28 protein-coding genes and 1 pseudogene are annotated in these 25,495 nt (G+C 65.5%); 11 read left to right on the forward strand and 18 right to left on the reverse strand.

The window, feature by feature from the left end:
* Positions 1-3: 3 nt before the first annotated feature.
* Positions 4-894, reverse strand: coding sequence for a sulfate adenylyltransferase subunit CysD (cysD, locus tag ACP69Z_RS03130; protein WP_426266093.1), 891 nt, complete (start codon positions 892-894; stop codon positions 4-6).
* A gap of 162 nt (positions 895-1,056) precedes the next feature.
* Here cysD and thiC point away from each other — a divergent pair, with 162 nt between their 5' ends.
* Together thiC and ACP69Z_RS03140 are read left to right on the forward strand one after the other, a co-directional pair.
* Positions 1,057-2,916 (forward strand): phosphomethylpyrimidine synthase ThiC, encoded by a 1,860-nt coding sequence (thiC, locus tag ACP69Z_RS03135; RefSeq protein ID WP_426266094.1) that lies wholly within the window; start codon positions 1,057-1,059, stop codon positions 2,914-2,916.
* A 113-nt stretch (positions 2,917-3,029) separates the two neighbouring features.
* The gene (locus ACP69Z_RS03140) at positions 3,030-4,286 is read left to right on the forward strand and encodes an AAA family ATPase (RefSeq protein WP_426266095.1); all 1,257 of its coding nucleotides are present in this window, start codon (positions 3,030-3,032) and stop codon (positions 4,284-4,286) included.
* Between the two features lie 135 nt (positions 4,287-4,421).
* On the opposite strand, the gene ACP69Z_RS03145 is transcribed toward ACP69Z_RS03140, so the two are convergent.
* Positions 4,422-5,054: a YdeI/OmpD-associated family protein gene (locus ACP69Z_RS03145; RefSeq protein WP_426266096.1), complete on the reverse strand. Its 633-nt coding sequence runs from the start codon at positions 5,052-5,054 to the stop codon at positions 4,422-4,424.
* Between the two features lie 43 nt (positions 5,055-5,097).
* Between ACP69Z_RS03145 and ACP69Z_RS03150 the strand changes: the two genes are divergently transcribed.
* Entirely contained in the window at positions 5,098-5,358 is a 261-nt protein-coding gene (locus ACP69Z_RS03150) for a hypothetical protein (RefSeq protein ID WP_426266097.1), read from the forward strand.
* Between the two features lie 89 nt (positions 5,359-5,447).
* Here the strand turns inward: ACP69Z_RS03150 and ACP69Z_RS03155 are convergent, their stop codons facing one another.
* The 5 genes from ACP69Z_RS03155 to ACP69Z_RS03175 all read right to left on the reverse strand — a co-directional run bounded on the left by ACP69Z_RS03155 (position 5,448) and on the right by ACP69Z_RS03175 (position 8,673).
* On the reverse strand, positions 5,448-5,792 hold the full coding sequence (locus ACP69Z_RS03155; protein ID WP_426266098.1) for a PilZ domain-containing protein: 345 nt from the start codon (positions 5,790-5,792) through the stop codon (positions 5,448-5,450).
* A 97-nt stretch (positions 5,793-5,889) separates the two neighbouring features.
* Positions 5,890-6,060 (reverse strand): hypothetical protein, encoded by a 171-nt coding sequence (locus ACP69Z_RS03160; protein ID WP_426266099.1) that lies wholly within the window; start codon positions 6,058-6,060, stop codon positions 5,890-5,892.
* Entirely contained in the window at positions 6,060-7,502 is a 1,443-nt protein-coding gene (locus tag ACP69Z_RS03165; protein WP_426266100.1) for a S41 family peptidase, read from the reverse strand. The genes ACP69Z_RS03160 and ACP69Z_RS03165 overlap by 1 nt, the downstream gene beginning before the upstream one ends.
* A 74-nt stretch (positions 7,503-7,576) precedes the next feature.
* A complete protein-coding gene (locus tag ACP69Z_RS03170; RefSeq protein ID WP_426266101.1) occupies positions 7,577-8,104 on the reverse strand; it encodes a peroxiredoxin in 528 nt (175 codons plus the stop codon).
* Positions 8,105-8,145: 41 nt separating this feature from the next.
* Complete coding sequence (locus ACP69Z_RS03175; protein ID WP_426266102.1) at positions 8,146-8,673, reverse strand: 1-acyl-sn-glycerol-3-phosphate acyltransferase; 528 nt, start codon at positions 8,671-8,673, stop codon at positions 8,146-8,148.
* A gap of 190 nt (positions 8,674-8,863) precedes the next feature.
* On the opposite strand from ACP69Z_RS03175, the gene ACP69Z_RS03180 reads away from it, so the two are divergent.
* Positions 8,864-9,157 carry an SWIB/MDM2 domain-containing protein gene (locus ACP69Z_RS03180; protein WP_426266103.1) on the forward strand — a complete coding sequence of 98 codons (294 nt, stop codon included), beginning with the start codon at positions 8,864-8,866 and terminating at the stop codon, positions 9,155-9,157.
* Positions 9,158-9,167: 10 nt separating this feature from the next.
* Here ACP69Z_RS03180 and ACP69Z_RS03185 read toward each other — a convergent pair whose 3' ends face one another.
* Together ACP69Z_RS03185 and ACP69Z_RS03190 are read right to left on the reverse strand one after the other, a co-directional pair.
* Positions 9,168-9,602, reverse strand: coding sequence for a DUF1810 domain-containing protein (locus tag ACP69Z_RS03185; RefSeq protein ID WP_426266104.1), 435 nt, complete (start codon positions 9,600-9,602; stop codon positions 9,168-9,170).
* The gene (locus ACP69Z_RS03190; RefSeq protein ID WP_426266105.1) at positions 9,575-9,721 is read right to left on the reverse strand and encodes a hypothetical protein; all 147 of its coding nucleotides are present in this window, start codon (positions 9,719-9,721) and stop codon (positions 9,575-9,577) included. Before ACP69Z_RS03190 ends, ACP69Z_RS03185 begins: the two co-directional genes overlap by 28 nt.
* A gap of 159 nt (positions 9,722-9,880) precedes the next feature.
* On the opposite strand from ACP69Z_RS03190, the gene ACP69Z_RS03195 reads away from it, so the two are divergent.
* The 3 genes from ACP69Z_RS03195 (at position 9,881) to rplT (ending at position 11,275) form a co-directional block, all read left to right on the forward strand.
* Positions 9,881-10,531: an SDR family oxidoreductase gene (locus ACP69Z_RS03195; RefSeq protein WP_426266106.1), complete on the forward strand. Its 651-nt coding sequence runs from the start codon at positions 9,881-9,883 to the stop codon at positions 10,529-10,531.
* A gap of 140 nt (positions 10,532-10,671) precedes the next feature.
* Positions 10,672-10,875, forward strand: coding sequence for a 50S ribosomal protein L35 (gene rpmI / locus ACP69Z_RS03200; RefSeq protein ID WP_426266107.1), 204 nt, complete (start codon positions 10,672-10,674; stop codon positions 10,873-10,875).
* A gap of 13 nt (positions 10,876-10,888) precedes the next feature.
* The gene (rplT, locus tag ACP69Z_RS03205) at positions 10,889-11,275 is read left to right on the forward strand and encodes a 50S ribosomal protein L20 (protein WP_426266108.1); all 387 of its coding nucleotides are present in this window, start codon (positions 10,889-10,891) and stop codon (positions 11,273-11,275) included.
* Between the two features lie 63 nt (positions 11,276-11,338).
* Here rplT and ACP69Z_RS03210 read toward each other — a convergent pair.
* The 4 genes and pseudogenes from ACP69Z_RS03210 to ACP69Z_RS03225 form a co-directional block, all read right to left on the reverse strand.
* A pseudogene (locus ACP69Z_RS03210) lies at positions 11,339-12,242 on the reverse strand (DUF5996 family protein).
* Complete coding sequence (locus ACP69Z_RS03215) at positions 12,239-14,302, reverse strand: malate synthase G (RefSeq protein WP_426266109.1); 2,064 nt, start codon at positions 14,300-14,302, stop codon at positions 12,239-12,241. The pseudogene ACP69Z_RS03210 and the gene ACP69Z_RS03215 overlap by 4 nt, the downstream one beginning before the upstream one ends.
* An 84-nt stretch (positions 14,303-14,386) precedes the next feature.
* Complete coding sequence (locus tag ACP69Z_RS03220; protein ID WP_426266110.1) at positions 14,387-15,982, reverse strand: isocitrate lyase; 1,596 nt, start codon at positions 15,980-15,982, stop codon at positions 14,387-14,389.
* A 61-nt stretch (positions 15,983-16,043) separates the two neighbouring features.
* On the reverse strand, positions 16,044-16,247 hold the full coding sequence (locus tag ACP69Z_RS03225; protein ID WP_426266111.1) for a DUF4170 domain-containing protein: 204 nt from the start codon (positions 16,245-16,247) through the stop codon (positions 16,044-16,046).
* A 125-nt stretch (positions 16,248-16,372) separates the two neighbouring features.
* Here ACP69Z_RS03225 and ACP69Z_RS03230 point away from each other — a divergent pair, with 125 nt between their 5' ends.
* The 3 genes from ACP69Z_RS03230 to pheT are packed head-to-tail and all read left to right on the forward strand — an operon-like array spanning position 16,373 to position 21,240.
* On the forward strand, positions 16,373-17,776 hold the full coding sequence (locus tag ACP69Z_RS03230) for a helix-turn-helix domain-containing protein (protein WP_426266112.1): 1,404 nt from the start codon (positions 16,373-16,375) through the stop codon (positions 17,774-17,776).
* Positions 17,777-17,815: 39 nt separating this feature from the next.
* Positions 17,816-18,883, forward strand: a complete 1,068-nt coding sequence (gene pheS / locus ACP69Z_RS03235; RefSeq protein ID WP_426266113.1) for a phenylalanine--tRNA ligase subunit alpha — start codon at positions 17,816-17,818, stop codon at positions 18,881-18,883.
* Entirely contained in the window at positions 18,880-21,240 is a 2,361-nt protein-coding gene (pheT, locus tag ACP69Z_RS03240; protein ID WP_426266114.1) for a phenylalanine--tRNA ligase subunit beta, read from the forward strand. The genes pheS and pheT overlap by 4 nt, the downstream gene beginning before the upstream one ends.
* Here pheT and ACP69Z_RS03245 read toward each other — a convergent pair.
* Genes ACP69Z_RS03245 through ftsE form a run of 4 tightly spaced genes read right to left on the reverse strand, consistent with a single transcriptional unit; the run spans position 21,237 to position 24,035 of the window.
* Positions 21,237-21,920 carry a lysophospholipid acyltransferase family protein gene (locus tag ACP69Z_RS03245; RefSeq protein WP_426266115.1) on the reverse strand — a complete coding sequence of 228 codons (684 nt, stop codon included), beginning with the start codon at positions 21,918-21,920 and terminating at the stop codon, positions 21,237-21,239. The two genes, pheT and ACP69Z_RS03245, sit on opposite strands and share 4 nt — an antisense overlap.
* 8 nt (positions 21,921-21,928) lie before the next feature.
* Complete coding sequence (locus ACP69Z_RS03250; RefSeq protein WP_426266116.1) at positions 21,929-22,459, reverse strand: YdcF family protein; 531 nt, start codon at positions 22,457-22,459, stop codon at positions 21,929-21,931.
* Positions 22,456-23,319 (reverse strand): cell division protein FtsX, encoded by an 864-nt coding sequence (locus tag ACP69Z_RS03255; RefSeq protein ID WP_426266117.1) that lies wholly within the window; start codon positions 23,317-23,319, stop codon positions 22,456-22,458. Before ACP69Z_RS03255 ends, ACP69Z_RS03250 begins: the two co-directional genes overlap by 4 nt.
* Entirely contained in the window at positions 23,316-24,035 is a 720-nt protein-coding gene (gene ftsE / locus ACP69Z_RS03260; RefSeq protein WP_426268034.1) for a cell division ATP-binding protein FtsE, read from the reverse strand. Before ftsE ends, ACP69Z_RS03255 begins: the two co-directional genes overlap by 4 nt.
* A 114-nt stretch (positions 24,036-24,149) precedes the next feature.
* Between ftsE and ACP69Z_RS03265 the strand changes: the two genes are divergently transcribed.
* Positions 24,150-25,151 carry an MJ0042-type zinc finger domain-containing protein gene (locus ACP69Z_RS03265; protein ID WP_426266118.1) on the forward strand — a complete coding sequence of 334 codons (1,002 nt, stop codon included), beginning with the start codon at positions 24,150-24,152 and terminating at the stop codon, positions 25,149-25,151.
* A gap of 1 nt (position 25,152) precedes the next feature.
* On the opposite strand, the gene ACP69Z_RS03270 is transcribed toward ACP69Z_RS03265, so the two are convergent.
* Positions 25,153-25,365 carry a hypothetical protein gene (locus ACP69Z_RS03270; RefSeq protein ID WP_426266119.1) on the reverse strand — a complete coding sequence of 71 codons (213 nt, stop codon included), beginning with the start codon at positions 25,363-25,365 and terminating at the stop codon, positions 25,153-25,155.
* Positions 25,366-25,495: the final 130 nt, after the last annotated feature.

The raw sequence follows: 25,495 nt of genomic DNA on the forward strand, positions 1-25,495 counted from the left end.
AGGTTAGAAATAGCCTTCCTTCTTCTTGGCTTCCATCGACGCGCTTGCTTCGCCGTCAACCGCACGGCCCGCCCGCTCGCTGCTGCGTGAAGCGGCGACTTCGGCGATGACCTGTTCGATGCTTTCGGCATCGCTGGCGTGCGCGCCGGTCAGCGGCCAGCACCCCATGGTCCGGAACCGCACCCGCCGTTCCACGATCTTCTCGCCGGGGCGCAACGTGATCTCGGCGGGATCGTCGACCATCAGCAGCATGCCGCCCCGCTCGACGGTCGGTCGGACGTCCGCAAAATAGAGCGGTACCAGCGGCACCGCTTCGCGGGCGGCATAGTCCCACACATCGCGCTCGGTCCAATTGCTCAGCGGGAAGACCCGAAGCGACTCGCCTTCGTGGAGGTGCCCGTTCAGCATGCCCCACGGCTCGGGCCGTTGATAGCGCGGGTCCCAGCCGCCGCCGCGGGCGCGAAAGGAGAAGATGCGCTCCTTGGCGCGGGCCTTCTCCTCGTCGCGCCGCCCGCCGCCGAACGCCGCGTCATAGCCGCCTTCCACCAACGCCGCGCGCAGCGGATCGGTGAGCATCGCCCGGCTGTAGGTTGCCAGCGGCGTGGTGAAAGGGTTCAGCCGCTCCGCCCCGCCGCGGACGATCAGCTCGGCCCCGTGCTGCGCCACCATCGCATCGCGATGCGCGATCACGGCGCGGAAGTCCCAGCCGGTGGCGATGTGCAGCAGCGGAAAGGGCAGCGGTCCCGGCGCAAAGGCCTTTCGGGCGAGCGCCAGCATGACGCTGGAGTCCTTGCCGACCGAGTAGAGCATCACCGGGCGCCGGCACACCGCAACCGTTTCGCGCAGGATCGCGATGCTTTCCGCTTCCAGCCGGTCGAGGTGGGTCAGTGCCATCGGCCGTCCTCATGAACAGCGAAGCGTGCTGGCGCAATGGCGCGACCGCTTCTAAGACGGGGTGTCCCCGGGGAGCTCGCCTGAGCTGAGAGGAGCGGCTGGCCCCGCTCGACCCGAGAACCTGATCCGGCTGACCCCGGCGGAGGAAGAGGAACTTTAGACATGGCAGACATTCCCGCACGCACTGAGCTGAAGGTGACCACCGGTCCCATTCGCGGCTCCAAGAAAATCCACGTCGGCCCGCTCAAGGTGGCGATGCGGCAGATCCACCTCGAGCCCTCGGCGGGCGAGGCGCCGGTCACGGTCTATGACCCGTCCGGTCCTTACACCGACGACGCCGCCCGCATCGACATCATGGCCGGCCTGCCCGAGCTTCGCCGCGACTGGATCCGCGGCCGCGGCGACGTCGAGGAAGTCACCCAGCGCGAAGTCCGCCCTGAAGACAATGGCCAGCTCGGCCCCGACCGCTCGGGCGGCGTCGCGCCCTTCCCCAACGTCCGCAAGAAGGTGCTGCGCGCCTCGCCCGGCGCGAATGTCACCCAGATGCACTACGCCCGCCGCGGCATCATCACGCCCGAGATGGAATATGTCGCGATCCGCGAGAACCTCGGCCGCGAAGCCGCGCTGAACCAGGCCCGCGACGGCGAGAGCTTCGGCGCCGCCATTCCCGATTTCGTGACGCCCGAATTCGTCCGCGACGAGATCGCTCGCGGCCGCGCAATCATCCCCGCCAACATCAACCATCCCGAAGCCGAGCCAATGGCGATCGGCCGCAATTTCCTGGTGAAGATCAATGCCAACATCGGCAATTCGGCGGTCGCCTCCGACGTCGCGGCCGAGGTCGACAAGATGGTGTGGGCGATCCGCTGGGGCGCGGACACGGTGATGGACCTCTCCACCGGCCGCAACATCCACGACACCCGCGAATGGATCCTCCGCAACTCGCCCGTCCCGATCGGCACCGTGCCCATCTACCAGGCGCTGGAAAAAGTCGGCGGCATCGCCGAGGACCTGACCTGGGACATCTTCCGCGACACGCTGATCGAGCAGGCCGAGCAAGGCGTCGACTACTTCACCATCCATGCGGGCGTCCGCCTGCCCTACGTGCCGCTCACCGCCAAGCGCGTCACCGGCATCGTATCACGCGGTGGGTCGATCATGGCCAAATGGTGCCTCGCCCATCACCGCGAGAGCTTCCTCTACGAGCGGTTCGACGAGATCTGCGAGATCATGAAGGCCTATGACGTGTCCTTCAGCCTCGGCGACGGCCTGCGCCCCGGCTCGATCGCCGACGCCAACGACGAAGCGCAGTTCGCCGAGCTCTACACCCTTGGCGAACTGACCAAGAAGGCGTGGGAGCATGACTGCCAGGTCATGATCGAGGGCCCCGGCCACGTGCCGATGCACAAGATCAAGGAGAATATGGACAAGCAGCTCGCCGTCTGCGGCGAAGCGCCTTTCTATACGCTCGGGCCGCTCACCACCGACATCGCGCCCGGCTACGACCACATCACCAGCGGCATCGGCGCGGCGATGATCGGCTGGTTCGGCACCGCCATGCTCTGCTACGTCACGCCCAAGGAGCATCTCGGCCTCCCCGACCGCGACGACGTCAAGGTCGGCGTCGTCACCTACAAGCTCGCCGCCCACGCCGCCGACCTTGCCAAGGGCCACCCCGCCGCCAAGGTCCGCGACGACGCGCTCTCCCGCGCCCGCTTCGAATTCCGCTGGCGCGACCAGTTCAACCTCAGCCTCGACCCCGACACGGCCGAGGAATATCACGACCAGACGCTGCCCGCGGAAGGCGCCAAGACCGCGCATTTCTGCTCCATGTGCGGGCCGAAGTTCTGCTCGATGAAGATCACGCAAGAAGTCCGCGACTTCGCCGCCAAGCAGAACGCCCCGCTCGAAAACAGCATCGCCGTCGAGGAAGCGGAAAAGGGGATGGCCGAGATGAGCGAGCGATATCGTGCGGGCGGCAACGAGTTGTACATCGGCGCTGGTGGGCGCGAGCGGGATTAAGGTCAAGAAGATGAGGGCACATCGTAATGCCCTCTAGCCAGGGGCCGCATCGCATAGACGCAGCAGAATGAATTTCGACAACCTAGTCGTGCAACACTTGAAAGGCCTGCAACGTGCGATTCAATCCCTTTCAGCCCAATAAGATCGTGAATCCTGGGATGTTCGTTGGCCGCCTAGATGAAATTCTCAAAATCGAGCGATACCTATATCAGGCGAAGCTTGGTAATCCCCAGAATTTCTTTATCGAGGGCGAACGAGGTATTGGGAAGTCTTCACTTCTGCACTATGTCAGCCTCATTGCGAAAGGCCGCATAGCAATACCAGACGGTCATCGCTTCAACTTTCTCCTTATCGCGGCAGATGCTGGCGGAGTATCAAAGCAAACCGATCTAGTTCGTGCGATCGCTCGTGAGCTCAAGAGCGTTCTTGCCAAATCACAAGCCGTGAAAGAGTCTCTGAAGGGCGTCTTCAACTTTCTTACTGACTGGGAAATTCTAGGGGTAAGATATCACAAGGACAAAGAGGCTTTCGATCCCGATGAGGCGAAGGACTTACTTGTTGATCAACTTGTCGAGGTCGCCGACGATCAATCACTCGGTTATGATGGAGTCATCATCCTACTGGATGAGGCAGACGCCCCATCGTCTGACGCGGGCTTGGGAGAATTCCTGAAAACCGTTTCAGAGAGACTCGTTCGCCGCGGCTGTGACAAAGTCGCCTTCGGCTTAGCAGGATTACCAATCGCCATCCCGAAGATGCGTGAATCGCATGAGTCATCGCCACGCATGTTTACGATCCTTCATCTGGCTCCTCTTGAAGTTGAAGAGCGTAAGCAGGCAATCAGGATCGGCATCGAGGTCGCAAACGAGAAGAATGAGCAGAAGGTCACTATCACCGAAGGAGCTCTAGCGTCACTTGCCGAATTGTCTGAAGGCTATCCGCATTTCGTTCAGCAATTTTCATACTCAGCGTTCGAGGTAAGCACTGATGATGTGTTAGACGAGGACGACGTTAAAACTGGGGCTTACGAAGAGAACGGTGCGATTGAGCAATTAGGAAAAAAGTACTTTTCTGAGGCGTACTTTGGTAAGATTAACTCAGACGATTACCGGAAGGTCTTAAATTCAATGGCGAGATATAGCGACAGCTGGGTATCTCGTAAGCAGCTCATTCATGACACTCGTCTGAAGGAGTCGACTATTAACAATGCTCTGCAATCCTTAAAGCAAAAGAACATCATTCTGGTGGATGAGAGCCGCCAGGGATTTTATCGCTTGCCCACGAAATCGTTCGCAGCATGGATCAATGCTTTAAGATCGGTTGACCCTAATGAAGCGGTGAGTGCTGAGCCGCGCATTAGAGGCCTCTAGTGAAGTGAGTGGGCACTTGTGGGTGCTAGTGACTGCTAATGGGTGCCAGTGACCGTCAATGGGCGCTAATGGGTGCTAGTGACTGCTAATGGGCGCTAATGGGTGCTAGTGACTGCTAATGGGTGCTAGTGACTGCTAATGGGCGCTAGTGACCGCTAATTGACAGACGAGCTTGGCAGTTGCCACCTTCCGCTTCTCCGCTCCATGCACCTGGTGCAGCCGGTAGAGCACCGAATAGCGCTCGCTCGCCTTCAGCGCCTCGAACGCCGCCTTGGCCTCTGCACTCTCCTCCAGCGCCGCAGCTAGGTCCGCCGGCACCTCCATCCGGCTCGCCGGGGGGTAGGCCGCTTCCCACCGGCCGTCCGCCTTGGCCGCTTCGATCTGCCTGAGCCCGCCGGGCCGCACCTTGCCCGCCGCCAGCAGCGCCTCGGCGCGCTCGACGTTGATCTGGCTCCACTTCGATCGCGGCCGCCGCGGGGTGTAGCGGACGAGGTAGAAGTCCTCGTCGAGACGGTTGATCAGCCCATCGATCCAGCCGAAGCACAGGCCAACGTCGATCGCCTCCGACACGGAGACCGACGAAACCCCACGGTCCTTCTTGGCAATCTTGAGCCAGATGCCCTTTTGATCCGGCGCCTCGCCGGCCGCCTGCGCCTCCAGCCAGCGCTCCAGTGCGGCCGCATCGGCGAAGTGCAGGATCGGCAGCCCGCCGCGGATCGTCTCGTGGCCCATGCGGGCGATGGTGCGCCTGCCGCCCGGCTCCGGCAAGGGCGGCTTCCCTAATAGGATTTCGCCTGCTCTATCCTGTTCGATGCCCGAGTCGGCCCCTTCTCCCCGCCCCAGCTGGACGCCCGAGCGCCAGCGCATCTTCCTCCACTGGCTGGAACGCACCCGCTCGGCGAGCGAAGCGGCGGGCAAGGCCGGGCTCAGCCGGGAAAGCGCTTATCGCCTTCGCGCCCGCGATCCGCAGGGGCTGTTCGCGCTGATGTGGGACGACATCATGGCGCGCCCGTTCCGGATCGACTGGGGTCACCGCCGCGCGCTGGGTCACAGCGTGAGAACTTTGCTGTGACCTGCGGACAGGCGCTTTTCTTCTCCTGCGACGAGCTCGGCCAGGATCACGCGCCGACCCTGTCAGGCGGTGGCCTTCGTTGCCGCTTCCTAGCTCCGCAACCGCGCGCCCAGCGCCTGCCCGCGGCGGGCGAGGTCGGCGACATCGCGCGGGTCGAGTTCGGCCGCAAACGCGAGCCCGGCCAAACGCCCTTCGCGCCAGCGCACGCTCGCCTGCGCACCCGCGCCGCCCCAATTCAGGGTCACCACCGCGCCGGCCACTACCAGCGCCGTGCCGCAATCCACCTTGGCACCGCCGGCTGACAAGTCGACGATCTGCACCGGATAACGCCGCCCGCCCAAGATCAGGAACGCCGGCATGGCGACGCTGACGCGCGGATGCTGCCGTTGGTCGACGAACGGATCGGGTCCGGCGGGAGCTTTCAAGGCGGTCATCGGCGGTCCATGGCGAGGAACGCTGTAACGCTGCCCTTCCTTCCAACAGGTAAAGGCTCGCGCCGTCACCCGCTCCGCTTCGGAGCGATGTCGACGCCTAGAACAGGCCGGGATTGAAGCGCTGCGCGTCCGACGGCTTGTCCGGCCGCAGCGGCTGCGGCGCCTTGCCCTGGTCAGCGCAGGGCGGCTTGTCTGCTGGCGGCGGCGCCTTGGGCGGGACCGTCGGCCCCGCCATCATGGCCACCGAAGCGAGCAGCAGGCTCCGCATCAGAACAGGCCCGGAACCTCGCGCTGCGCCGACGACGGTTTCGGCGATTCAAGCAGGCCGCGGCTCGTGCCGAACGACAGCGCGCTGACCCCGCCGGTGATGGGGGTGCACGACCGTCCGGCGAGAAAGTCGAGCGCCGTCTTGATGCTCGCCTCGGTTGGGTCGCCAAGCTGCTTGGTCAGGTCGTCGGTGGCGCGGCAGGTGCGCTGGAAGCTGTTCGCAAGCCCGTTGAAGTAATCGCCATTGTTGTCGCGATTGACGGTCTGGAAGGCGATCACGCGCAGCCGGTCGTCGCACTCGGGTCGGTCACGCGCAATCTGGCCGACCGGCTTGCCGTAGGTGTTCGCGCCGATCAGCGCGACGTTGGCACCGTAATAAGGAATAAGCGCGTTCATCACGAGCTCGCTCGCGGACGCCGTCGCCGGGCCGCCGATGAAGGCGATCTTGCTCGGTGCGATCGACTGCGGCTGCGGCGCGAAGAAGGTGGTGCGGTTGTTTGACGACAACCGCGCGTTGAACACCGTCTTGCTCTGGACATCGCTGCTGGTGCGGTTGGCGCCCAGCAGGTTGGTCAGCGTTTCCGCCAGGCTGACGAGACCGCCGCCGTTGTAGCGCAGGTCGACGATCACCTCGGTGATGCCCTGCGCCTTGAAGTCGGCGAAGACGGTGCGGAGCTGCTGGTCGGCATCAGCAACGATAAAGGTGCGCAGATTGACGTAGCCGACCTTCTTGCCGCCGTCGTTCAGGATCTTGCTGCCATAGCGATCGGACACCGGGTCGAGCGCATAGTCGGTCTTGGTGGCGGTGATCACGCTTTCGACGCCCGCGACGCTGCGAATGCGGAAGGTGCGCGCGACGCCGGGCTCATTCGGACCCAGCGCGGCGCTGAGCCCGCCATTGGTGATGAGATCGGAGACGTTCTGGAGGTTGTTGGCGCTGGTACCGACAGCAAGGATCTCTACGCCGCGGTCTAGGCCGGCAGCCAGGCCGGGCGCGCCTTCAAAGGCTTCGCTGACGAACAGCCGCGTACTTTCGGTGTAGAGGCGGATGCCGAGACCGGCCGACGAGCCGCTGTTGGTAAGTGCATTCTCTTCCGCGATTGAGGTCACGTAAGAGAAGTTGAGCTTGTCCTTGCCTGCCGCGCGGGCCGGCGCGGTCAGCGCGTTGATATATTCCTGAATGTCGGTGTAGCCCGCCGGGTTCACCGTCGCGAGCAGGTCGGGGTTGAGGTAATCCTCACGCAAGCGCTGCGTTACCCAGTCGAGGCGAGCGCTGAGCGAACAGGCGCTCGAGACCGGCGGCGTGGTGACCGGCGGGGTCACCACCACAGGCGGCGGCGCAGTGCCCGAATCGCTTGACCCGCCACCGCCGCCACAGCTGCTCAGCAGGACGGAGATGCAGAGGAGGGAGGAGACCTGCCGCAAGCGGGAATTTTGTCGCATTTCAGTTACTTGCCTCAACAACGCGCGGTTGTCGATAGATTTTGCCAACCAAGCTTTCGTCAACCTTGCTGGCCCTATTTCCGCTTCAGCGCCTGCACCGCCGCAAGCGTCTTCGCCACATGCTCCTTCCAGCTCAGGTCGGAATGGACATACACCACCTGCCCGTCGCGGCCGATGACGTAGGACGTGCGATTGCTGATCGGCGCGACCGGCAGCTTCACGTCATAGGCCTTGATGAGAGCGGGACTGGCCGTGGCGACCGGGAACTGGCCGCGGCAGGCTTCGACACTGAACTTCTTCAGCGTGTCGAGCCCGTCGGCGCTGAGCCCAACCACGCGGGCACCGGCCTTTCGGAACGCCGGCACGGCATCGCTGAACGCCTTGGCCTCAAGCGTGCAGCCCTCGGTGAAGGCCTTGGGGTAGAAGTAAAGCACCACCGGCCCGTGCTTGAGCTGATCCTTGAGGTGCAGCGTGAATGGCTTGCCGTTGAGCGCACCTGTGGTGGTGAAGTCGGGCGCCTTGGCCCCCACCGGCAACGCGGCATGAAGCGGGGCGGCGGCGGTGGTGATCGCCAGCAGGGCAGCAAGGACAAAACGGCGCATCGGCAGGTTCCTTCAGGTCGCGGAAAAGCTTGGCACGGAGCCTAGGACCCTGTGCGCGGCCCGTCCATGCCGCTGCCATGCGGGAAAAGGACCTGGTCGGGAAAGCGTGGCACCAGCGTCCGGAAGAAGTCGAAGGCGGGCGCGAGATCGGCCTCCGGATCACCGGTCGGCATGATCGGCTGGGCGAAGATCGCGACCTTGCGGCCATAGTCGGGCCCGGCCGGCACGATGGGCACGCCGGTGGCGAGCGCGATTCGGTAAAAGCCGATGCGCCATTCGGTGGCCGGCTCGCGGGTGCCTTCGGGCGCGATGACCAGGAGCATGCGGTCGGCTTCGCGCAGCCGCTGCGAGACTTGCGACACGAGGTCGTTACGCGTTGTGCGCTCGACCGGGTGTCCGCCCAGCCCTTTCATGAAGCGGGCCATCGGTCCCCTGCGGAACAGGCTCGCCATGCCGATATAGCTCGCCGCGACGCCGAGCGTCTCCATCGCGCCGACGAACACCAGAAAGTCCCAGTTGCTGGTGTGCAGTCCGCCCATGACCACGGCCTTGGCCGGTAGTGGAAGCACGCCCTCGCAGGTCCAGCCGCCGCGCCGATACCCAGCGCACGAAGCGGCGCTTCACCCAGGCGGCAAGCGGCGAAAGGAGTGGCGGCTCGATCGGCACGGACCCGTATCAACCGCGATACGGGCTTCAAGGCAAGGGGAACCGGCCCCTCCTCGCCCGGTTGGTCGCAGGGATCAGCCAAGGAGAATGGACGTGGCCAAGCATGTCGAGATCGACGACACCAATCCTGATGCCGTGCACCAGCAGGTGGACGTCTCGCCTGAACTCGCGAAGATCACCGGCGAAGGGCCGATGGCGCGGGGCGAAGTCACCAGCAAGATCTGGGATCATATCAAGAAGGGCGACCTTCAGTCAGACGCCGACGGCCGTGACATCGAACCGGACGAGATGCTCGCCGCTGTGGTCGGCAAGGGCAAGCTGACGATGTTCGAAATGACCGCCAAGGTGAACGCGCATATTCGCGCGCCGGAACAAGCCGATCGTTAGAAGCCGCGCGTCAGCGCACCATTGCCAGGGTTCGCCGGTCCCGCTCGCCGCCATAAAAAGCGTCGAGCGCCCGGGCGAACAACGGACCGCCGCCCGCCGCTTCGAACAGGGTGAGCGAGCTATGAAGCTTGATCGCGTCCACCACCCCCATCACCTCCGCCGCACTTCGTGTGCCGGCGTGGGTGAGCAGGGTCGCCACGCATTCGCGCAGCCGCGTTCCTAGAACCGGATGGCCGAGATAGGCGCGCGCTTCGTCGAGTTCTTCGAGGCCATAGCGATCGGCCATCATGCTGTATCCGAGCCCGCGCAGCTGCGGCAGGACGAACCACATCCAGTGGGTCCGCTTGGCGCCGGCGCGAAGCTCGGCAAGGGCGAGGTCATAGACGCCGCTCTGGGCGGCGACGAAGCGGGCGAGGCTCAGCCGGTAAGGGCTGGCACGATCCACATCGCCGACATGGCCAGGATGATGAGCAGCAGCGAGATGATGAGTACCCAACGCACAACCCCTTCCTGTCGTGCCCCGGTCACCTGCTCTGCGCTGTAGTGACGCTCGTCCGCACTCATGTCGGCCTCCCTCCGTGGCAAAACGAAGAAGCTTCCTGTGTACCTTAAACTCGCGAACCGAGCCAGCGGGCCCCGCACGGCACAAAGGGCAGGAGCTTCGGCCGCCTTGTGCGTTGTCGCTGCCACAGCAGCAGCACAGATGAGAAAGCGATAACTCCCATGCCCACTCTCCTCGTCACCGGCGCCAACCGCGGGCTCGGCCTTGAATTCGTCCGCCAGTATCGCGAGGCCGGCTGGGACGTCATCGCGACCGTGCGTGAAAGCTCGCCCGAACTCGAGTCGCTGGGCGCGGAAGTGCGCACGCTCGACATGAGCGATGCGGCGGCGGTGAGCGCGGTCCGGGCGGGCCGACCGCTCGACCTGTTGATCGCCAACGCCGGCACCTACGGGCCCCGCGATGCCGAAGACGCGGAGAGCGCTGGGGAATGGCTCGACACCTTCGCGGTCAACACGATTGCGCCCTACCTCCTGGCCAAGGCCTTGCTTCCGGAGGTCAGGGCAGCGGGCGGCAAGCTGGTTGTCGTCAGCACCCGCATGGGCTCGCTCGAAGACAATAGCTCGGGCGGCTTTCTTGCGTATCGCTCCAGCAAGACCGCGCTCAACATGGCGTGGAAGACGCTGGCGCTGGCCAATCCCGATCTTGTCTGCGTCATGCTGCACCCCGGCTGGGTGCAGACGCGGATGGGCGGGCAGAGCGCGCCGGTAACGCCCGAGCAGAGCATCGCCGGCATGCGCAAGGTGATCGACGGCTTGGCACCGAAGGACTCGGGTGCCTTCCTCGATTACGAAGGCAACACCGTTCCCTGGTGAGCGCCGGACTTGCCAATCGCGCCCTTGCCGGCTAGGGGGCGCGCTTTCCAGATCGTTGGAAAAACCACCCGGCCGGCCAGTGAGGGCTGCCGTGTCAGGTGAGAAACGTCGCCCGCATGTCGGGCAGCACAGGAGACGAAATGCCCAAGCTCAAGACCAAGAGCGGCGTCAAGAAGCGCTTCAAGCTCACCGCCACCGGCAAGGTGAAGCACGGAGTCGCTGGCAAGCGCCACCGCCTGATCAGCCACAACGCCAAGTACATCCGCCAGAACCGCGGCACCGAAGTTCTCGCCGAGGCCGATACGGCCCGCGTGAAGCTCTGGGCCCCCTACGGTCTTCGCTAAGGAGTTCTGACAGATGGCACGCGTCAAAAGGGGTGTAACCACCCGCGCCAAGCACAAGCGGATCCTGGAACAAGCGAAGGGCTATTATGGCCGTCGCAAGAACACGATCCGAATCGCTCGTCAGGCGGTCGAAAAGGCCGGCCAGTACGCCTACCGCGACCGCAAGGTGAAGAAGCGGAGCTTCCGCGCCCTGTGGATCCAGCGCATCAACGCTGCGGTTCGCGCCGAGAACCTGACCTATGGTCAGTTCATGCACGCGCTGAAGCTTTCGGGCATCGACCTCGACCGCAAGGTCCTGGCCGACATGGCCATGCACGAAGGCGCCGCGTTCAGCGCGCTGATCGCGCAGGCCAAGAATGCGCTCCCGAACGGCGGCGATCGCTCGGCCCAGGCCGCGTAAGCGCTTCGCTTCGGTGATCAGACAAGGGCGCCTCGGGTAACCGGGGCGCCCTTTTCGTTTGGCTCAGGGCGCGACCGGCTCGCGCTCCAGCGCGGAGCGATCCCACTGCGCGAGATCGGCGGCAGCGGTGTAGGTTTCCTGGAGGAAGCCGAGCAGGGTGGCCGCAGGGTCGGCCGCCGAACGCACCTCGCTGTACGGAAGCACGAACTCGCCGAGCGTCGCGTCGAAGCGTCCGTGCGTGACGGCAGCCTCCGCGAAGCCGTCAGGCGAGGGATATGCGTAGCTGTAGAAGATCGGGTCGGCGCCGAACGCTCCGCCCGGCCAAAAGCCTGCGCTCGACACCTCGTGGCTGTAGGCTTCGCGGGTGATGCGATCGGGAAGGCCAGGCACGCCGCCCGGATGATCCGGCGCCGGGCGGCCGGAGAAGCGAGTCACCGCAAGATCGAAGCTGCCCCACCAGAAATGTACGGGGCTGACCTTGCCGGAGAAGCGCGCGAAAGGTCTCGAACACCGGCACGACGACCCGCAGCACCTCGCGCATGCGCACCGCGCTGTCCTCGCGATAGTCGGTCGGGCGCTCATCCTTGGCGAAGGGCACGGCATCCGGCAGCTCGTTGGGCATGCCGTTGAAGCGGCTGGGCAGGCCGTTGCGGTCGAGCATGGCGACCAGTTCGGCATGAAGCGCAGCGATGCTGGGTTGGGCGAGCGCGACACAGTCACTCCGTCCGTCGCTGACGAGGAGGTGGATGCGGTGGTCGCAGAGGTCGAGCGAGAGCGTGAAGCGCCCACCTTCCGCCGCGATCGGCAAGGTCGCGAGCCCGTTGGCGGCTGGCTGCAACGCTACATGCCAGCCATGATTGACCCAGTCGCTGTGCGCCACCCGCACTTTGCCGAGCATCTGGCTGGCGAGGTGCAGCACTGTCCACGTGCCCGCATCGCTGGCGGGATCGAGTTCAGGCCAGTTCACCCTCGTTCCTTCACCCGGCGACGATAAGCGTGAAGCAGCGGCTCTGTATAGCCGTTGGGCTGCTCCAGCCCCTCGAACACCAGCGCCCGCGCCGCCTGGAAGGCGAGGCTTGCCTCAGGATCAGGCGCCATCGGCCGGTAGAGCGGGTCGCCCGCATTCTGCGCATCGACCTTGGCCGCCATCCGCCGCAGCGATTGCTCGATCTGCTCGGCCGTACTGACGCCGTGCAGCAGCCAGTTGGCGAGGTGCTGCGAGCTGATCCGAAGCGTCGCGCGATCTTCCATCAGGCCGACGTCGTGAATGTCGGGGACCTTGGAACAGCCGACGCCCTGGTCGATCCACCGCACGACATAGCCGAGGATGCCCTGGCAATTGTTGTCGAGCTCTTCGGCGATTTCTTCCTCCGACCAGTTGGTCCCGGCAGCAAGCGGGATGGTGAGAAGGTCACGCAGCGGCGGCGTGGCCGAACCGGCGAGCTCCTCCTGCCGCTCGAACACATCAACTTGGTGATAGTGCATGGCGTGCAGCGTCGCCGCCGTCGGGCTCGGCACCCAGGCCGTATTGGCGCCGGTCTTCGGATGACCGATCTTCTGCTCCAGCATGTCGGCCATCCGGTCGGGCGCGGCCCACATGCCCTTGCCGATCTGCGCCTTGCCGCTGAAGCCGCACGCAAGCCCGATTGCGACGTTGCGCGCCTCGTACGCCTTGATCCAGGCGCTCTCCTTCATCGCCGCCTTGCGGACCATCGGCCCACCCTGCATCGACGTATGCATCTCGTCCCCGGTGCGATCGAGAAAGCCGGTGTTGATGAAGAAAATCCGATCACGCACGGCGTGGATCGTCGCGGCGAGGTTGGCCGACGTGCGCCGCTCCTCGTCCATCACCCCAACCTTGATCGTATTGCGCTCGAGTCCGAGCAGATCCTCCACCGTATCGAACAGGTCGTTGGTAAAGGCCGCTTCCTCCGGACCGTGCATCTTGGGTTTGACGATATAGATCGACCCAGCGCGGCTGTTGCGATGGCGCCCGAGCCCGCGCAGGTCGTAAAGCGCGATCAGGCTGGTGACGATCGCATCGAGAATGCCTTCGGGCGCCTCGCCGCCGTCCGCCAGCCGCACTGCGGGATTGGTCATCAGGTGGCCGACGTTGCGGACCAAGAGCAGGCTGCGCCCGGGAAGCGTTATCTCTCCGACCTGCCGATCAGGGTTCATGGTCCGCTCAAGCGTGCGGCCCCCCTTGTCGAAGCTCGCCGTCAAATCGCCCCGCATGAGCCCGAGCCAGTTGCGGTAAGCCGCCACCTTGTCCTCAGCATCGACCGCCGCGACGCTGTCTTCGAGATCGCAAATGGTGCTCAGCGCGCTTTCCAGCACGATGTCTGCGATGTGATCCGGATCGTCTTGTCCGATGAGGTGTGAGGCATCGATCAACACCTCGATGTGAAGTCCATTGTGCCTGAATAACACTGCGCTGTCAGAGCGTGCGACGATCGCAGGATGGTCGCCACCAACAAGCGCCTTCTGCCAGCCCGGAATTGCCCCGTCGAGGAAGCCACGAGCGGTCGCTACTACTTCGGCCCCGCGCGCCTTCTCGTAAGAGCCGGATGGCGGAGCGCTTCCCATCGCGTCAGTGCCATACAGTGCGTCATACAGGCTTCCCCACCGCGCATTGGCCGCATTGAGGAGGAAGCGCGCATTGAGGATCGGCACGACGAGCTGCGGCCCGGCCAACGTGGCGATCTCGGGGTCGAGATTGCCAGTGCCGATGGTGAACGGCGCCGGCTCGTCGACCAGATAGCCGATTTCGCGGAGAAAGTTTTCGTAGGCGGCGGGGTCGTGCGGCTTGCCGCGTTGGTCGCGGTGCCAGCCGTCGATCTGCGCCTGCAACTCGTCACGCTTTGCCAGCAGGGCCGCGTTGCGCGGTGCAAAGGCACTGAAGATCCTTTCCACACCGCTCCAGAACTCACCCGGTTCGATGCTTAGATCCGGCAGTACTTCCTCTTCGATGAAGCGGGAGAGGACCGGATCGACCGCGATGGTGGCGGCGGTGGCAGGAGCATTCATGAACACACGACTTTCTTTTGCGCGGACGCGTAAGGGCGGCCCGAGATCCTCGGACCGCCGCGCTGAGACTTCAGACCGGATCGCTCAAGCGGCGAACTGGTTCATCGTATTGTTGGCGCCGCCGGCCTTCAATGCAGCCTCACCGGCGAAATACTCCTTGTGGTCGTCGCCGATGTCGGAGCCCGACATGTTCTGGTGCTTCACGCAGGCGATGCCCTGGCGGATCTCCTCACGCTGCACGTTCTTGACGTAGCCGAGCATGCCGGCGTCGCCGAAGTACTCGCGCGCGAGGTTGTCGGTCGACAGGGCCGCCGTGTGATAGGTCGGCAGCGTGATGAGATGGTGGAAGATGCCCGCCCGCGCCGCCGCATCGCGCTGAAAGGTGCGAATACGCTCGTCCGCCTCGGCGCCAAGCTCCGTGCCGTCATACTCCGCGCTCATCAGCTTGGCGCGGTCGTAGCCGGAGACGTCGCGCCCTTCGGCAGCCCACGCGTCATACACCTGCTGGCGGAAGTTCAGCGTCCAATTGAACGAGGGCGAGTTGTTATAGGCGAGCTTGGCGTTCGGGACGACCTCGCGGATGCGATCCATCATGCCTGCGATCTGCTCGATGTGCGGCTTCTCCGTCTCGATCCAGATCAGGTCGGCGCCATTCTGCAGCGAGGTGATGCAGTCGAGGACGCAGCGATCCTCGCCGGTTCCCGACTTGAACTGGAACAGTCCCGATGCCAGCCGCCTGGGCCGCATCAGCTTGCCGCCGCGATTGATCAGAACGTCGCCATTCGCCTGCGCAACGTCGTCGATCTCCTCGCAATCGAGGAAGGAGTTGTACTGGTCACCGATGTCGCCCGGTTTCTTGCTGACGGCGAACTGCTTGGTGAGGCCAGCGCCCAGCGAATCGGTGCGGGCGACGATGATTCCATCGTCGACGCCGAGTTCGAGGAAGGCGTAGCGCACGGCGCGCAGCTTCGCGATGAAGTCCTCGTGCGGCACCGTGACCTTGCCGTCCTGGTGTCCGCACTGTTTTTCGTCCGAAACCTGGTTCTCGATCTGGATCGCGCACGCGCCCGCCTCGATCATCTTCTTGGCGAGGAGATAGGTCGCCTCGGCATTGCCGAAGCCAGCGTCGATGTCGGCGACGATCGGCACGACATGGGTCTCGTGCGCGTCGATGGCGTTAAGGAGGCGCTGCTCCTCGAGTTCGTTGCCCGCCTCGCGCGCCTTGTCGAGATCGCGGAACAGGAGGCTCAGCTCGCGTGAATCGGCCTGGCGGAGGAAGGTATAGATCTCCTCGATCAGCGCCGGGACCGAAGTCTTCTCATGCATCGACTGGTCGGGCAGCGGCCCGAATTCGGAGCGAAGGGCCGCGATCATCCAGCCGGAAAGATACAGGTACCGACCCTTGGTCGTGCCGAAATGCTTCTTCACCGCAATCATTTTCTGCTGTGCGATGAAGCCGTGCCAGCAGCCGAGGGACTGGGTGTAGGCGGCGGGGTCGGCATCATAGGCCGCCATGTCGCGCCGCATGATGCCGGCGGTGTAGCGAGCAATGTCCAATCCGCACGCAAAGCGGTTCTGCAGCCGCATCCGGGCTACCGCTTCGGCGTCGATCCCCTTCCAGGGATCGCCATTGCCGCCGATAAGCTGCGCGGCAGAAGTTATTTCGGACTGATAGGACAAGCACTTACCCCTTTGCATGGGCGCGACACACCATGCGGCGCCGGTGATCTGTCAAAGATTGTCAGGCGCGCGTGACGCCCGGTTCGGTGGCGATGACGTAGCGCTCGGTCGCGCCGCAATGATCGCGGAAGGTCAGGCGCTGCCATTCCATGCGGGCCTTGAGTTCGTCGCCGAACGGACCACTCACCCGCTCCGTACCGGGCTCGATTTCGCTGAAGGCGCAGTCACGATACTCGCCGCCGATGACCCAGAAACGCTGACCCATGTTGGCCTCCTGTTGGAATGTCTTGGAGGCATGAAACATTCGCCGGCCGAGTCGGGCGCGGCGAAAAGGGCACATGTGTCACGATGTGACTTGTAGCTTTGTGCGAGGTTCGACAATGTACAAGCATGGCGAAGAAGCTCTTCCTTGGCGCGCGGCTGAAGCGCCTCCGCCGCGATCGCGGTCTTCAGCAAACCGCCATGGCCGGGCAGCTTGGTATTTCCCCAAGCTATCTCAATCACCTGGAGCGTAATCAGCGGCCCGTCACTGCCGCCATCCTGCTCCGTCTCGCCCAGCATTTCGAAGTCGATATTCGCAGCTTCGCCAGCGATGGCGGAGAGCAGGGCTCGGCCGAACAATTGTCCGAAGTGTTCGCCGACCCGATGTTTTCCGACCTTCAGATCGGCCGGCAGGAGATCATCGAGCTGAGCGACAACAGCCCGGGGATCGCAGAAGGCGTCACCCGGCTCTACACCGCCTTGCGCGAACGCCGCCTCGCCCCCGCTGCGATCGGCACCGAAGCCGATGAACGATCCCTGTTCACGCCCGAGACGTGGGTCCGCGACTACATCCAGTCACGCGCCAACCACTTCCCCGAACTGGAGGAAGGCGCCGAAACGCTTGGCGGCGCTTTGGGCGATCCGCTGTCGGTCGCCGAACCGCTTCGCCGCCGCCTGAAGGAAGCATATGGCGTGTCGGTCACCGTCGTCGGACCCGAAGAATTGCAGGGCGCCAGCCAGGTTTATGATGCCGAACGCCGGCTGCTGATGCTGTCGTCGCTGCTGCGGCCCGAGAACAAGACGTTCGGGATCGCGTACCAGCTTTCGCTGCTCGAATTCCATCCGATCATTGCCAGGCTGCTCGACGTCGCCCGGCCGCCGGACGCGGGAACGCGTCACCTGCTGCACATGAGCTTCGCCAACTATGCCGCGGGCGCGATCATGATGCCCTACGGAACCTTTCTGGCGGCGGCCGAGCGCTACCGCTACTCGATCGACCGCCTGACCGCGGAATTCGGCGCCAATGTCGAACAAGTGTCGCACCGTTTCACCACGCTTGGCCGGCAGGGCGCGCGGGGCATCCCCTTCTTCATGCTTCGGATCGATCCCGCCGGGAACGTCTCCAAGCGCTATGCGGGCGAGCGCTTTCCTTTTTCCCGCTTCGGCGGCACCTGCCCGCGCTGGAACCTCCACGTCGCCTTCCAGTCGGCGGGCCAGGCGGTGACGCAGCTGATCGAGACGCCCGACGGACACCGCTATTTCACGGTCGCCCGCACCATCGAACGGCCGATCCGGAGCGAAGTATCCGGCGGCCTGCTCGCGATCGGCCTTGGCTGCAGCATCGAACATGCGCATCGGCTCCACTGCGCCGAGGGCATCGATCTCGAGCGCGCTCCCGTGACCCCGGTCGGTCCGGCCTGCTCGCTCTGCCCGCGCCTCGACTGCGCGTTCCGCGCCACCCCGCCGGCGGGCGCGCAGCTTGCTGTCCACGAACATCGCAAGACGATCTCGCCTTACCCCTTCGTCGGCTGAGCTTTGCGTCTCCGGCGGCAATCGCTAAACGCCGCCGCCATGTCGGATCTCGCTTCCACCCTCCAGCGCATCGCCGCCGCCACTGACCTCCCTTCGCTCGATGCCGAGCGGGTGGCGGCGCTGGGCAAAAGCGGCTGGGTCACGGCCCTCCTCAAGACCTTGGGGCAGATGAGCCCCGAGGAGCGCCAAACGCAGGGTCCCGCCATCCAGGGCCAGCGTGCGGAAATCGCCGCCGCGATCGAGGCGCGCAAGGCGGCGCTCGAAACCGCCGAGCTCGACCGCAAGCTCGCGACCGAACGGCTCGACCTCTCCCTCCCCGCCGCCGAGCAGCCGCAGGGCAGCGTTCACCCGGTCAGTCAGGTGATGGACGAGCTCGCGGAGATCTTCGCCGATCTCGGCTTTGCGGTGGCCGAAGGACCCGAGGTCGAGAGCGACTGGTATAACTTCACCGCGCTCAACATGCCCGAGACGCACCCGGCGCGGGCCATGCACGACACCTTCTATGTCGAGCCGCGCGAGGGCGCCGAAGGCACCTTTGTCCTGCGCACCCACACCTCGCCAGTGCAGATCCGCGCGATGCAGAAACACGGCGCGCCGCTTCGCGTGATTGCGCCGGGCCGGGTCTATCGTTCAGACAGCGATGCCACCCACACCCCGATGTTCCATCAGGTCGAAGGCCTCGTCATCGACCGCGACATCACCATGGGCCACCTCAAGTGGACGCTCGAGACCTTTCTCAAGGCGTTCTTCGAGCGTGACGACATCGCGATCCGCCTGCGTCCATCCTATTTCCCCTTCACCGAGCCATCGGCCGAGGTCGATGTCGGTTGGTCGATGGAGAACGGCCGCCGCGTGGTCGGCGGATCCGAAGGCTGGATGGAGGTGCTGGGCAGCGGCATGGTCCACCCACGTGTGATCGCCGCCGCCGGGCTCGACCCCGACGAATGGCAGGGCTTCGCGTTCGGCACCGGCATCGATCGCCTCGCCATGCTGAAGTATGGCATGAACGACCTCCGCCAGTTCTTCGACGGCGACCTGCGCTGGCTTAAGCACTATGGCTTTAGCGCGCTTGCCGTACCCACCCTCAGCGCGGGAGTGGGCGCATGAAGTTCACGCTGTCTTGGCTTCGCGATCACCTCGAAACCACCGCCTCGGTGGCCGAGATCGCCGACAAATTGACCGCCCTCGGCCTCGAGGTCGAAGGCATCGACAACCCGGCCGAGAAGCTTGCCCCCTTCGTGGTCGCCGAGGTGCTGAGCGCCGAGCGTCATCCCCAGGCCGACAAGTTGCAGGTGCTGCAGGTCGACGCCGGCAATGGCCCGATGCAGGTGGTGTGCGGCGCGCCCAACGCACGCGCCGGCATGAAAGGCGTGTTCGGTCCGCCGGGCGCTTATGTTCCGGGTAGTGACTTCACCCTCAAGGTCGCCGCCATCCGGGGCGTCGAAAGCAACGGCATGATGTGCTCCGAGCGTGAGCTGGAGCTCGGCACCGGGCATGACGGCATCATCGAGCTGCCGGGCGACGCCCCGGTCGGCCAGAGCTATGCGGCTTATGCCGGGCTTGAAGACCCGGTGTTCGACATTGCCGTGACGCCAAACCGCCCCGATTGCTTCGGCGTCCGCGGCATCGCCCGCGACCTGGCCGCTGCCGGTCTCGGCACCTTGCGCGCGCAGCCCGTTCGTCCGCTGGCAGAAGACGGCGCCAATCCGGTCTCGATCACCGTCGAGGAAGGCAGCGGCTGCGAAGCCTTTGCCGCGCGCCTGATCCGCGGCGTCACGAACGGCCCGTCGCCCGACTGGCTGCAAGCCCGGCTCCGCGCGGTCGGCCTGCGTCCGATCTCTGCGCTGGTCGACGTCACCAACTTCTTCTCGATCGACCAGGCCCGGCCGCTGCATGTCTATGACGCGGCGCTGCTCAACGGCGGAATTGCCGTTCGCCGCGGGAGGCAAGAGCGCTTCGATGCGCTGAACGACAAGGCTTACGAGGCGACGGCCGAAGATTGCGTCATCGCCGACGACAAGGGCGTGCTGGGTCTCGGCGGCGTGGTTGGCGGCGTGTCGACCGGAGTCACCGAAGGCACCTCCGACGTGCTGCTCGAATGCGCCTGGTTCGATCCCCTCGCCATCGCCCGCACCGGCCAGCGCCATCAGGTCCACACCGATGCCCGTGCCCGCTTCGAACGCGGGGTCGATCCGTTGACGCTGCAGGAGATGACCGACGCCGCGGCAGCGATGATCGTCGAACTGTGCGGCGGATCACCTACCGCGCGCAGCATGGCCACCACTGCCCGCTGGAGCGAAGTCACCGCGCCGCGCAGCGTTCCGCTGCGTCCCGAGAGGGTCGAAACCCTTGCCGGGCTCAGCCTGCCGCCCGAGGAGCAGAACCGCATCCTGACGGCGCTCGGCTTCGTGGCTGGAGCGAACGGCTGGACCGTCCCCGGCTGGCGGCCCGATATCGATGGCGAAGCCGACCTCGTCGAGGAAGTCGCCCGCGTCGCCGGGCTCGACCTTCTGCCCTCGACCCCGCTGCCGCGTGAGGCTGGTGTCGCCAAGGCGGTGGCCCTGCCCTCCCAGCGGCTCGAGCGCCGGGTCCGCCGCGCCGCCGCCGCGCGCGGTTTCAATGAGGCGATTACCTGGAGCTTCATCTCCGAAGCCGATTCGACGTTGTTCGGCGGGGGGGCGCACGTCCTCGCCAATCCGATCAGCGAGGAGATGAAGGTCATGCGGCCCTCGCTCCTTCCCGGTCTGGCCCGTGCCGCCGCCCGCAACCTGTCGCGCGGCGCCACCAGCGTCCGCTTGTTCGAGCTCGGCCGCCGCTACCTCGCCGATGCCGAACGCCCGACCCTGTCGCTTCTGATGGCCGGCGACGCGGACCCGCGCTCCTGGCAGTCGGGCAAGGCTCGTGGATTTGACGCTTATGACGTCAAGGCGGCAGCGCTTGCGCTGCTGGCTGAGGCAGGTGCGCCGGTCGCCAATCTCCAGCTCTCGCAAGGCGCAGGCGACGCCTTCCACCCTGGCCGCTCGGCAACGCTGCGGCTCGGCAAGGCGGAACTGGCGCGCTTCGGCGAGCTGCATCCGGCGCTCGCGAAAGCACTCGACCTGCCGCCGGGCACGCAAGCCGCCGACCTCTATCTCGATGCCCTACCCGCCGCTCGGGATAAGGGCCGTGCGCGTCCCGCCTTCACCCCGCCTGCCCTGCAGCCAGTGACCCGCGATTTCGCGTTCGTGGTTCCGGAAGGCCTGGCGGCTGGCGACCTGGTCCGCGCCGTTCGCGGTGCCGACAAGGCGCTGATCACCGATGTGCGGGTGTTCGACCGCTATCAGCCGGCAGAAGGCGATCTCAGCCTCGCGCTCGAAGTTGCGCTTCAGCCGACCGACAAAACGCTGACCGAAGCGGACCTGCTCGCGCTGTCGGAGAAGGTGGTGGCGGCAGCGGCAAAGGTCGGGGCGATCCTCCGGAGCTAGACTTCCAGCGCGTTGATCGCGCGGTGGACCCGCTCCTCGATCTCGCCGCGTTTCAGCCCGGCGGGAATGGTCTCTCCGACCTTGAGACGGATCACGCCCGGATATTTGACCAGCCCCTTGGGCCAGACCTTGCCGCTATCATGCGCCACCGGCACCACCGGTAAGCCGAGCGCGCGATAAAGCCCCGCAAAGCCCGGGCGAAGCGCGGGCTTCTGCCCGACCGGCACACGCGTGCCTTCGGGGAAGATCACCACCGGGCGTCCCTCGGCGATCGCCTGCTTGCCGCGCTGCATCATCTCCCGCAGCGCGCTTGCCCCTGCCTCTCGATCAACGCCGATCACGCCAAAGCTCTTCATCGTCGGCCCGAGCAGCGGCGTATTCACATATTCCTGCTTCATCACCACCACCGGCGTCTTCACCCGCAGCAGCGTCTCGATCGTCTCCACCATCGCCTGATGCTTGAAGGCGACAAGATAGGGACCATCAGGAATCTCGCCTTCCATCTCGAACCGGATGCCGAGCAGGCGGGTGACCAGGAAATGGTGGAACGACGCCCAGCCGCGGATCACGCGGCGCACCGGCCCGCTGCCGAACCGTGCGGCGATCAGGGTCGCGACGCAGTATAGGATCGTACCCGGGTAGAAGATCAGGAAATAAAGGATCGAACGCAACGCAGCCATCAGGTCACCTACATGTCCAGCCAGAACGCCGCCCGGCGCAGCAGATAGAAGTTATATTCCTTGAACAGGAGAAGGAGGCTCGGCCGGGTCTGCACCGCGTCCTCGATGATCTTGGTGTCCGGCAGATCGTTCGCGAACTCGTAAGCGGCGCGGCGCATGTGATAGTCACTGGTGACCAGCCGCAGCGATGTATAGCCGCGCTTGATCATCCACCGCCGCGCTTCTTCCGCGTTGCTGCGGGTATCGACCGCTTCCGAGCCGAGATCGACACAGCAGCGCAGGGTTTTCAGCGTTCCCGGTCCCAACCGCCGCGCAAGGTCGGCGCGGGTGACGCTGGGATCCGCGCCGGAGATCAGCATCCGGGTCGCCTCTCCGCGCTTCATGACCGCCATGCCGCGCTCGATCCGGCCCTTGCCGCCGGTCAGCACGACCACCGCTTCGGTGCGCGCACCCTCCGCTGGCTGGGCCAGCGACACGCTGAACAGTGCGAAGCCGAGCGCGTAGAGGAGACCAACAAGGGCGGTCAGGCGAAGGGTCATAAGCCCTGCGCCAATGCCTGTTGAAGCGCTCGCCTGGCAACCACGGTCGCAAGCACAGCTTGCACCAGCGGCAGGAGGGCAAGCAAGGCGAGCCCGCCAGCGGCCAGTGCGGGCGCGCCCGCCGCTCCGCCGAGCAAGCCACGCGCGGGGATCAGCGCCGCCACCAGCACCGCGACCGCCGCCAAGGCGCCGGCCGCGCTTCCGGCGAGCACGTCGAACGCGATCCGCCGCTGCACTAGCGACAGGAGCTGTGCGTCGGTGGCGCCAATGCCGTGGAGCACATCGAGGGTGCTGCGATTGGTGTCGAGCATCGCCCGCGCCGCCAGTGTCACCGCCCCTGCCAGGGCCGCGGCAAGCACCACCAGCAAACCCGCCACCAGCACCGCCAGCCCGCGCAAGGTCTGCAGCAGCGGTGCAAGCTCAGCCGAATAGGGCGTCAGTCGTGCAGTCGGCACCCGCCGCGCAAGCTCAGTCGCAAGCGCATCACCACCACCCACCACGCTGACTTCGGCCAGTACCGGCAAGGGCAGATCGAGTTGCTGCGCGGCGGGTCCGAGCCACGCCTGGAGCGTACGGCGGAGCTCCGCGTCGGGCACGCGGTTGACCTCCGTCACGCCCGGCGTGCTGCGCAGCATCGCTTCGGCCCGGGCGGCGTCGGCCGGCGTGCCCGTGACCTGCAGCGACCAGCGTCCCGCCGCGGAGGACGATAAGTCCGACACCGCGCCGAGTACGGCAAGGCCAGCCACCCCCACCACCAGGCTGACAAAGGTCATCAGCCCGACGATCCATGGCGCCGCACGGCGCTTTTGCTCGGGCAACAGCCGGCGCATCGACGCCGGCGGGAACAGCGTGGCCTTCATAGCTGGCCACCCTCGGGCGGGCGGGTCGGCGGATTGCGCAGTTCGCCGGTGGGATCGGACAATTGCCCATTCTCCAGCCGCATCATCCGTGCGCCTTTTACCGCTCCGATCAGCGACAGGTCGTGGGTTGCAACCACCACGGTGGTGCCGAGCCGGTTCAGCGCTTCGAACAGGTGGATCAGGCGGTCGGCCATCGCAGCGTCGACGTTGCCGGTCGGCTCGTCCGCGACCAGCAATTCAGGCCGGGCGATGACGGCCCGGGCGATGGCGACGCGCTGCTGCTCCCCACCGGACAGCGTCGGCGGCCGCGCGCTCGCCCGGTCGGCAAGCCCGACCCAGGCCAGCATCTCGCGCACCGGGCCTTCGATCTCGCGGTCGTCGTGGCCGGCGATCCGCAATGGCAAGGCGACATTGTCGAAGGCCGAAAGGTGCCGCACCAGCCGGAAGTCCTGGAACACCACGCCGATCCGCCGGCGAAAGGCGGGCAGCGCCTCACGCGGGGCTTCGCCGACATCCTCGCCAAACAGCCGCAGGCGGCCGCGGGTCGGGCGCTGAGCGAGATAAAGGAGCTTCAATAATGACGTCTTGCCGGCGCCGGATGGGCCGGTCAGGAAGTAGAAGCCGCCGGGCGCCAGGCGCAGGTCGAGGCCGGCCAGCACCTCTGCGCCGGTCCCATATCGCAAGCCCACGCCGTCGAACTCGACCAGTGCGGCCAGGACCGCCCCCTCCTTCTTCTTATGCCCAAGAACCGCGTCTAGCTTGCCAATGGATTCACGAAAAGGTTACGCATCGTTTCAATACCTGGTTTCACGAGAGAAAGCGCCCGGCCCATGATCCTGACCTGCCCCTCGTGCGGGACGCGCTACGTGGTGAAAGACGGTGCGATCCCCCCCGCTGGCCGCACCGTGCGCTGCGCCCAGTGCAAGCATAGCTGGCATCAGGAGCCGGACTCCTTGGCGGAAGGCGAGCTCGAGCAGCAGCTCGAAGCGGGCGACAGCGCCAGCCCGGAGGACACGCGGCACGCGCTCGGTGAAGAGAGTGGCACGCAGCGCGAAAACGCCCTTGGCGACGCAGCGCATCCGGCCGTCGGCGTCCCTGCCGACGAAGCCGTCGACGATCCGCTGCCTAGTGCCTCAGTGACCCCGCCGGCCAGCCTCCTCGCCGAGCAGGAAACGGCCGCCTCCATGCCCGCCGAAGCTGCAACAGCTCCCGAGCCCTATCCGGAAGCCGCAGTGCCGGTCGACACCGAGGTGCCGCAGGCTCCGGAGCACGAACAAACGGTCGAAGATGCTAGCAGCTCACACCCGATGCGGGCCGCGCGAATGGAGACGGAGGATCTCTACAGCCCGTTCGCTCACGGCGACGACGACATCGACGAGCCCAAGCGCAAGTGGCCGATGGTGGTCGGCATCCTGATGATCGTCATCGCGGCGCTGGCCGCCGGTATTTACTTCCTGGCGCCTGCCGAGCTGAAAGGCCGCCTTGGCCTGGCGCAGAGCAGCTCGGAGGAATTGCTGGTCCAGATCCAGCAGAATGGCCGCACGCAGCTCGCCAGCGGCAACCAGTTGTTCGAAGTCAGCGGGTTCGTCCGGAATGAGACCGATCGCACCGTACCGGTGCCGCCGCTCAACGCCCGGCTGCGCAGCCTCGAACAAAAGGTGGTCTACACCTGGACCATCGCCATTTCGCCCCAGCAACTGGCGCCGGGCGCCACGGCCAGCTTCAACAGCGCCAACCTCGACGTGCCGGCCGAAGCGGCCTGCCTCGAGCTGTATTTTGACAAGGACAAGAAGTTCGATCGCTGCCGGCCAATCTCCTCCGCCGGCGCCTAACCTACTCGAACTGAAGCAAAATCTGCGTCTGCCCGGCTTCGTCGGTGCGGACCGTTCGCTGATGGGGCGAGCTGGTCTGCCCGTCGCGGACTTCGGCCGCCTGGATGATCTGCACCAACACCTGCGTCTGCGCGCGCACGGTTACCGACGGCTGCGGATCGACCGTCTGGGCGGTGGCCGCGAGGGCCAGCAGCGGGGCGGAAAGCAGCATCATGGGTGATGCTACGAATGGAGCGCCGAAAGGTAAACGGCCTCTTTACCTTTGCACCGAAATGGAACGGTTCACGGCGGTTGCGCTGCGCAAAGGCCGCTGCTAGAGGCACGCGCCTTGCCACCGGCACTCT

Source organism: Sphingomonas sp. LHG3443-2 (genome assembly GCF_049896405.1).
Classification (GTDB): Bacteria; Pseudomonadota; Alphaproteobacteria; order Sphingomonadales; family Sphingomonadaceae; genus Sphingomicrobium.

Coding starts and splice junctions, on each gene's coding strand:
- cysD (WP_426266093.1), bottom strand. CDS start 894: ATGGCACTGACCCACCTCGACCGGCTGGAAGCGGAAAGCATCGCGATC.
- thiC (WP_426266094.1), top strand. CDS start 1,057: ATGGCAGACATTCCCGCACGCACTGAGCTGAAGGTGACCACCGGTCCC.
- ACP69Z_RS03150 (WP_426266097.1), top strand. CDS start 5,098: ATGCCCGAGTCGGCCCCTTCTCCCCGCCCCAGCTGGACGCCCGAGCGC.
- ACP69Z_RS03155 (WP_426266098.1), bottom strand. CDS start 5,792: ATGACCGCCTTGAAAGCTCCCGCCGGACCCGATCCGTTCGTCGACCAA.
- ACP69Z_RS03160 (WP_426266099.1), bottom strand. CDS start 6,060: ATGCGGAGCCTGCTGCTCGCTTCGGTGGCCATGATGGCGGGGCCGACG.
- ACP69Z_RS03165 (WP_426266100.1), bottom strand. CDS start 7,502: ATGCGACAAAATTCCCGCTTGCGGCAGGTCTCCTCCCTCCTCTGCATC.
- ACP69Z_RS03170 (WP_426266101.1), bottom strand. CDS start 8,104: ATGCGCCGTTTTGTCCTTGCTGCCCTGCTGGCGATCACCACCGCCGCC.
- ACP69Z_RS03190 (WP_426266105.1), bottom strand. CDS start 9,721: ATGAGTGCGGACGAGCGTCACTACAGCGCAGAGCAGGTGACCGGGGCA.
- ACP69Z_RS03195 (WP_426266106.1), top strand. CDS start 9,881: ATGCCCACTCTCCTCGTCACCGGCGCCAACCGCGGGCTCGGCCTTGAA.
- rpmI (WP_426266107.1), top strand. CDS start 10,672: ATGCCCAAGCTCAAGACCAAGAGCGGCGTCAAGAAGCGCTTCAAGCTC.
- rplT (WP_426266108.1), top strand. CDS start 10,889: ATGGCACGCGTCAAAAGGGGTGTAACCACCCGCGCCAAGCACAAGCGG.
- ACP69Z_RS03215 (WP_426266109.1), bottom strand. CDS start 14,302: ATGAATGCTCCTGCCACCGCCGCCACCATCGCGGTCGATCCGGTCCTC.
- ACP69Z_RS03225 (WP_426266111.1), bottom strand. CDS start 16,247: ATGGGTCAGCGTTTCTGGGTCATCGGCGGCGAGTATCGTGACTGCGCC.
- ACP69Z_RS03230 (WP_426266112.1), top strand. CDS start 16,373: ATGGCGAAGAAGCTCTTCCTTGGCGCGCGGCTGAAGCGCCTCCGCCGC.
- pheS (WP_426266113.1), top strand. CDS start 17,816: ATGTCGGATCTCGCTTCCACCCTCCAGCGCATCGCCGCCGCCACTGAC.
- pheT (WP_426266114.1), top strand. CDS start 18,880: ATGAAGTTCACGCTGTCTTGGCTTCGCGATCACCTCGAAACCACCGCC.
- ACP69Z_RS03245 (WP_426266115.1), bottom strand. CDS start 21,920: ATGGCTGCGTTGCGTTCGATCCTTTATTTCCTGATCTTCTACCCGGGT.
- ACP69Z_RS03250 (WP_426266116.1), bottom strand. CDS start 22,459: ATGACCCTTCGCCTGACCGCCCTTGTTGGTCTCCTCTACGCGCTCGGC.
- ACP69Z_RS03255 (WP_426266117.1), bottom strand. CDS start 23,319: ATGAAGGCCACGCTGTTCCCGCCGGCGTCGATGCGCCGGCTGTTGCCC.
- ACP69Z_RS03265 (WP_426266118.1), top strand. CDS start 24,150: ATGATCCTGACCTGCCCCTCGTGCGGGACGCGCTACGTGGTGAAAGAC.
- ACP69Z_RS03270 (WP_426266119.1), bottom strand. CDS start 25,365: ATGATGCTGCTTTCCGCCCCGCTGCTGGCCCTCGCGGCCACCGCCCAG.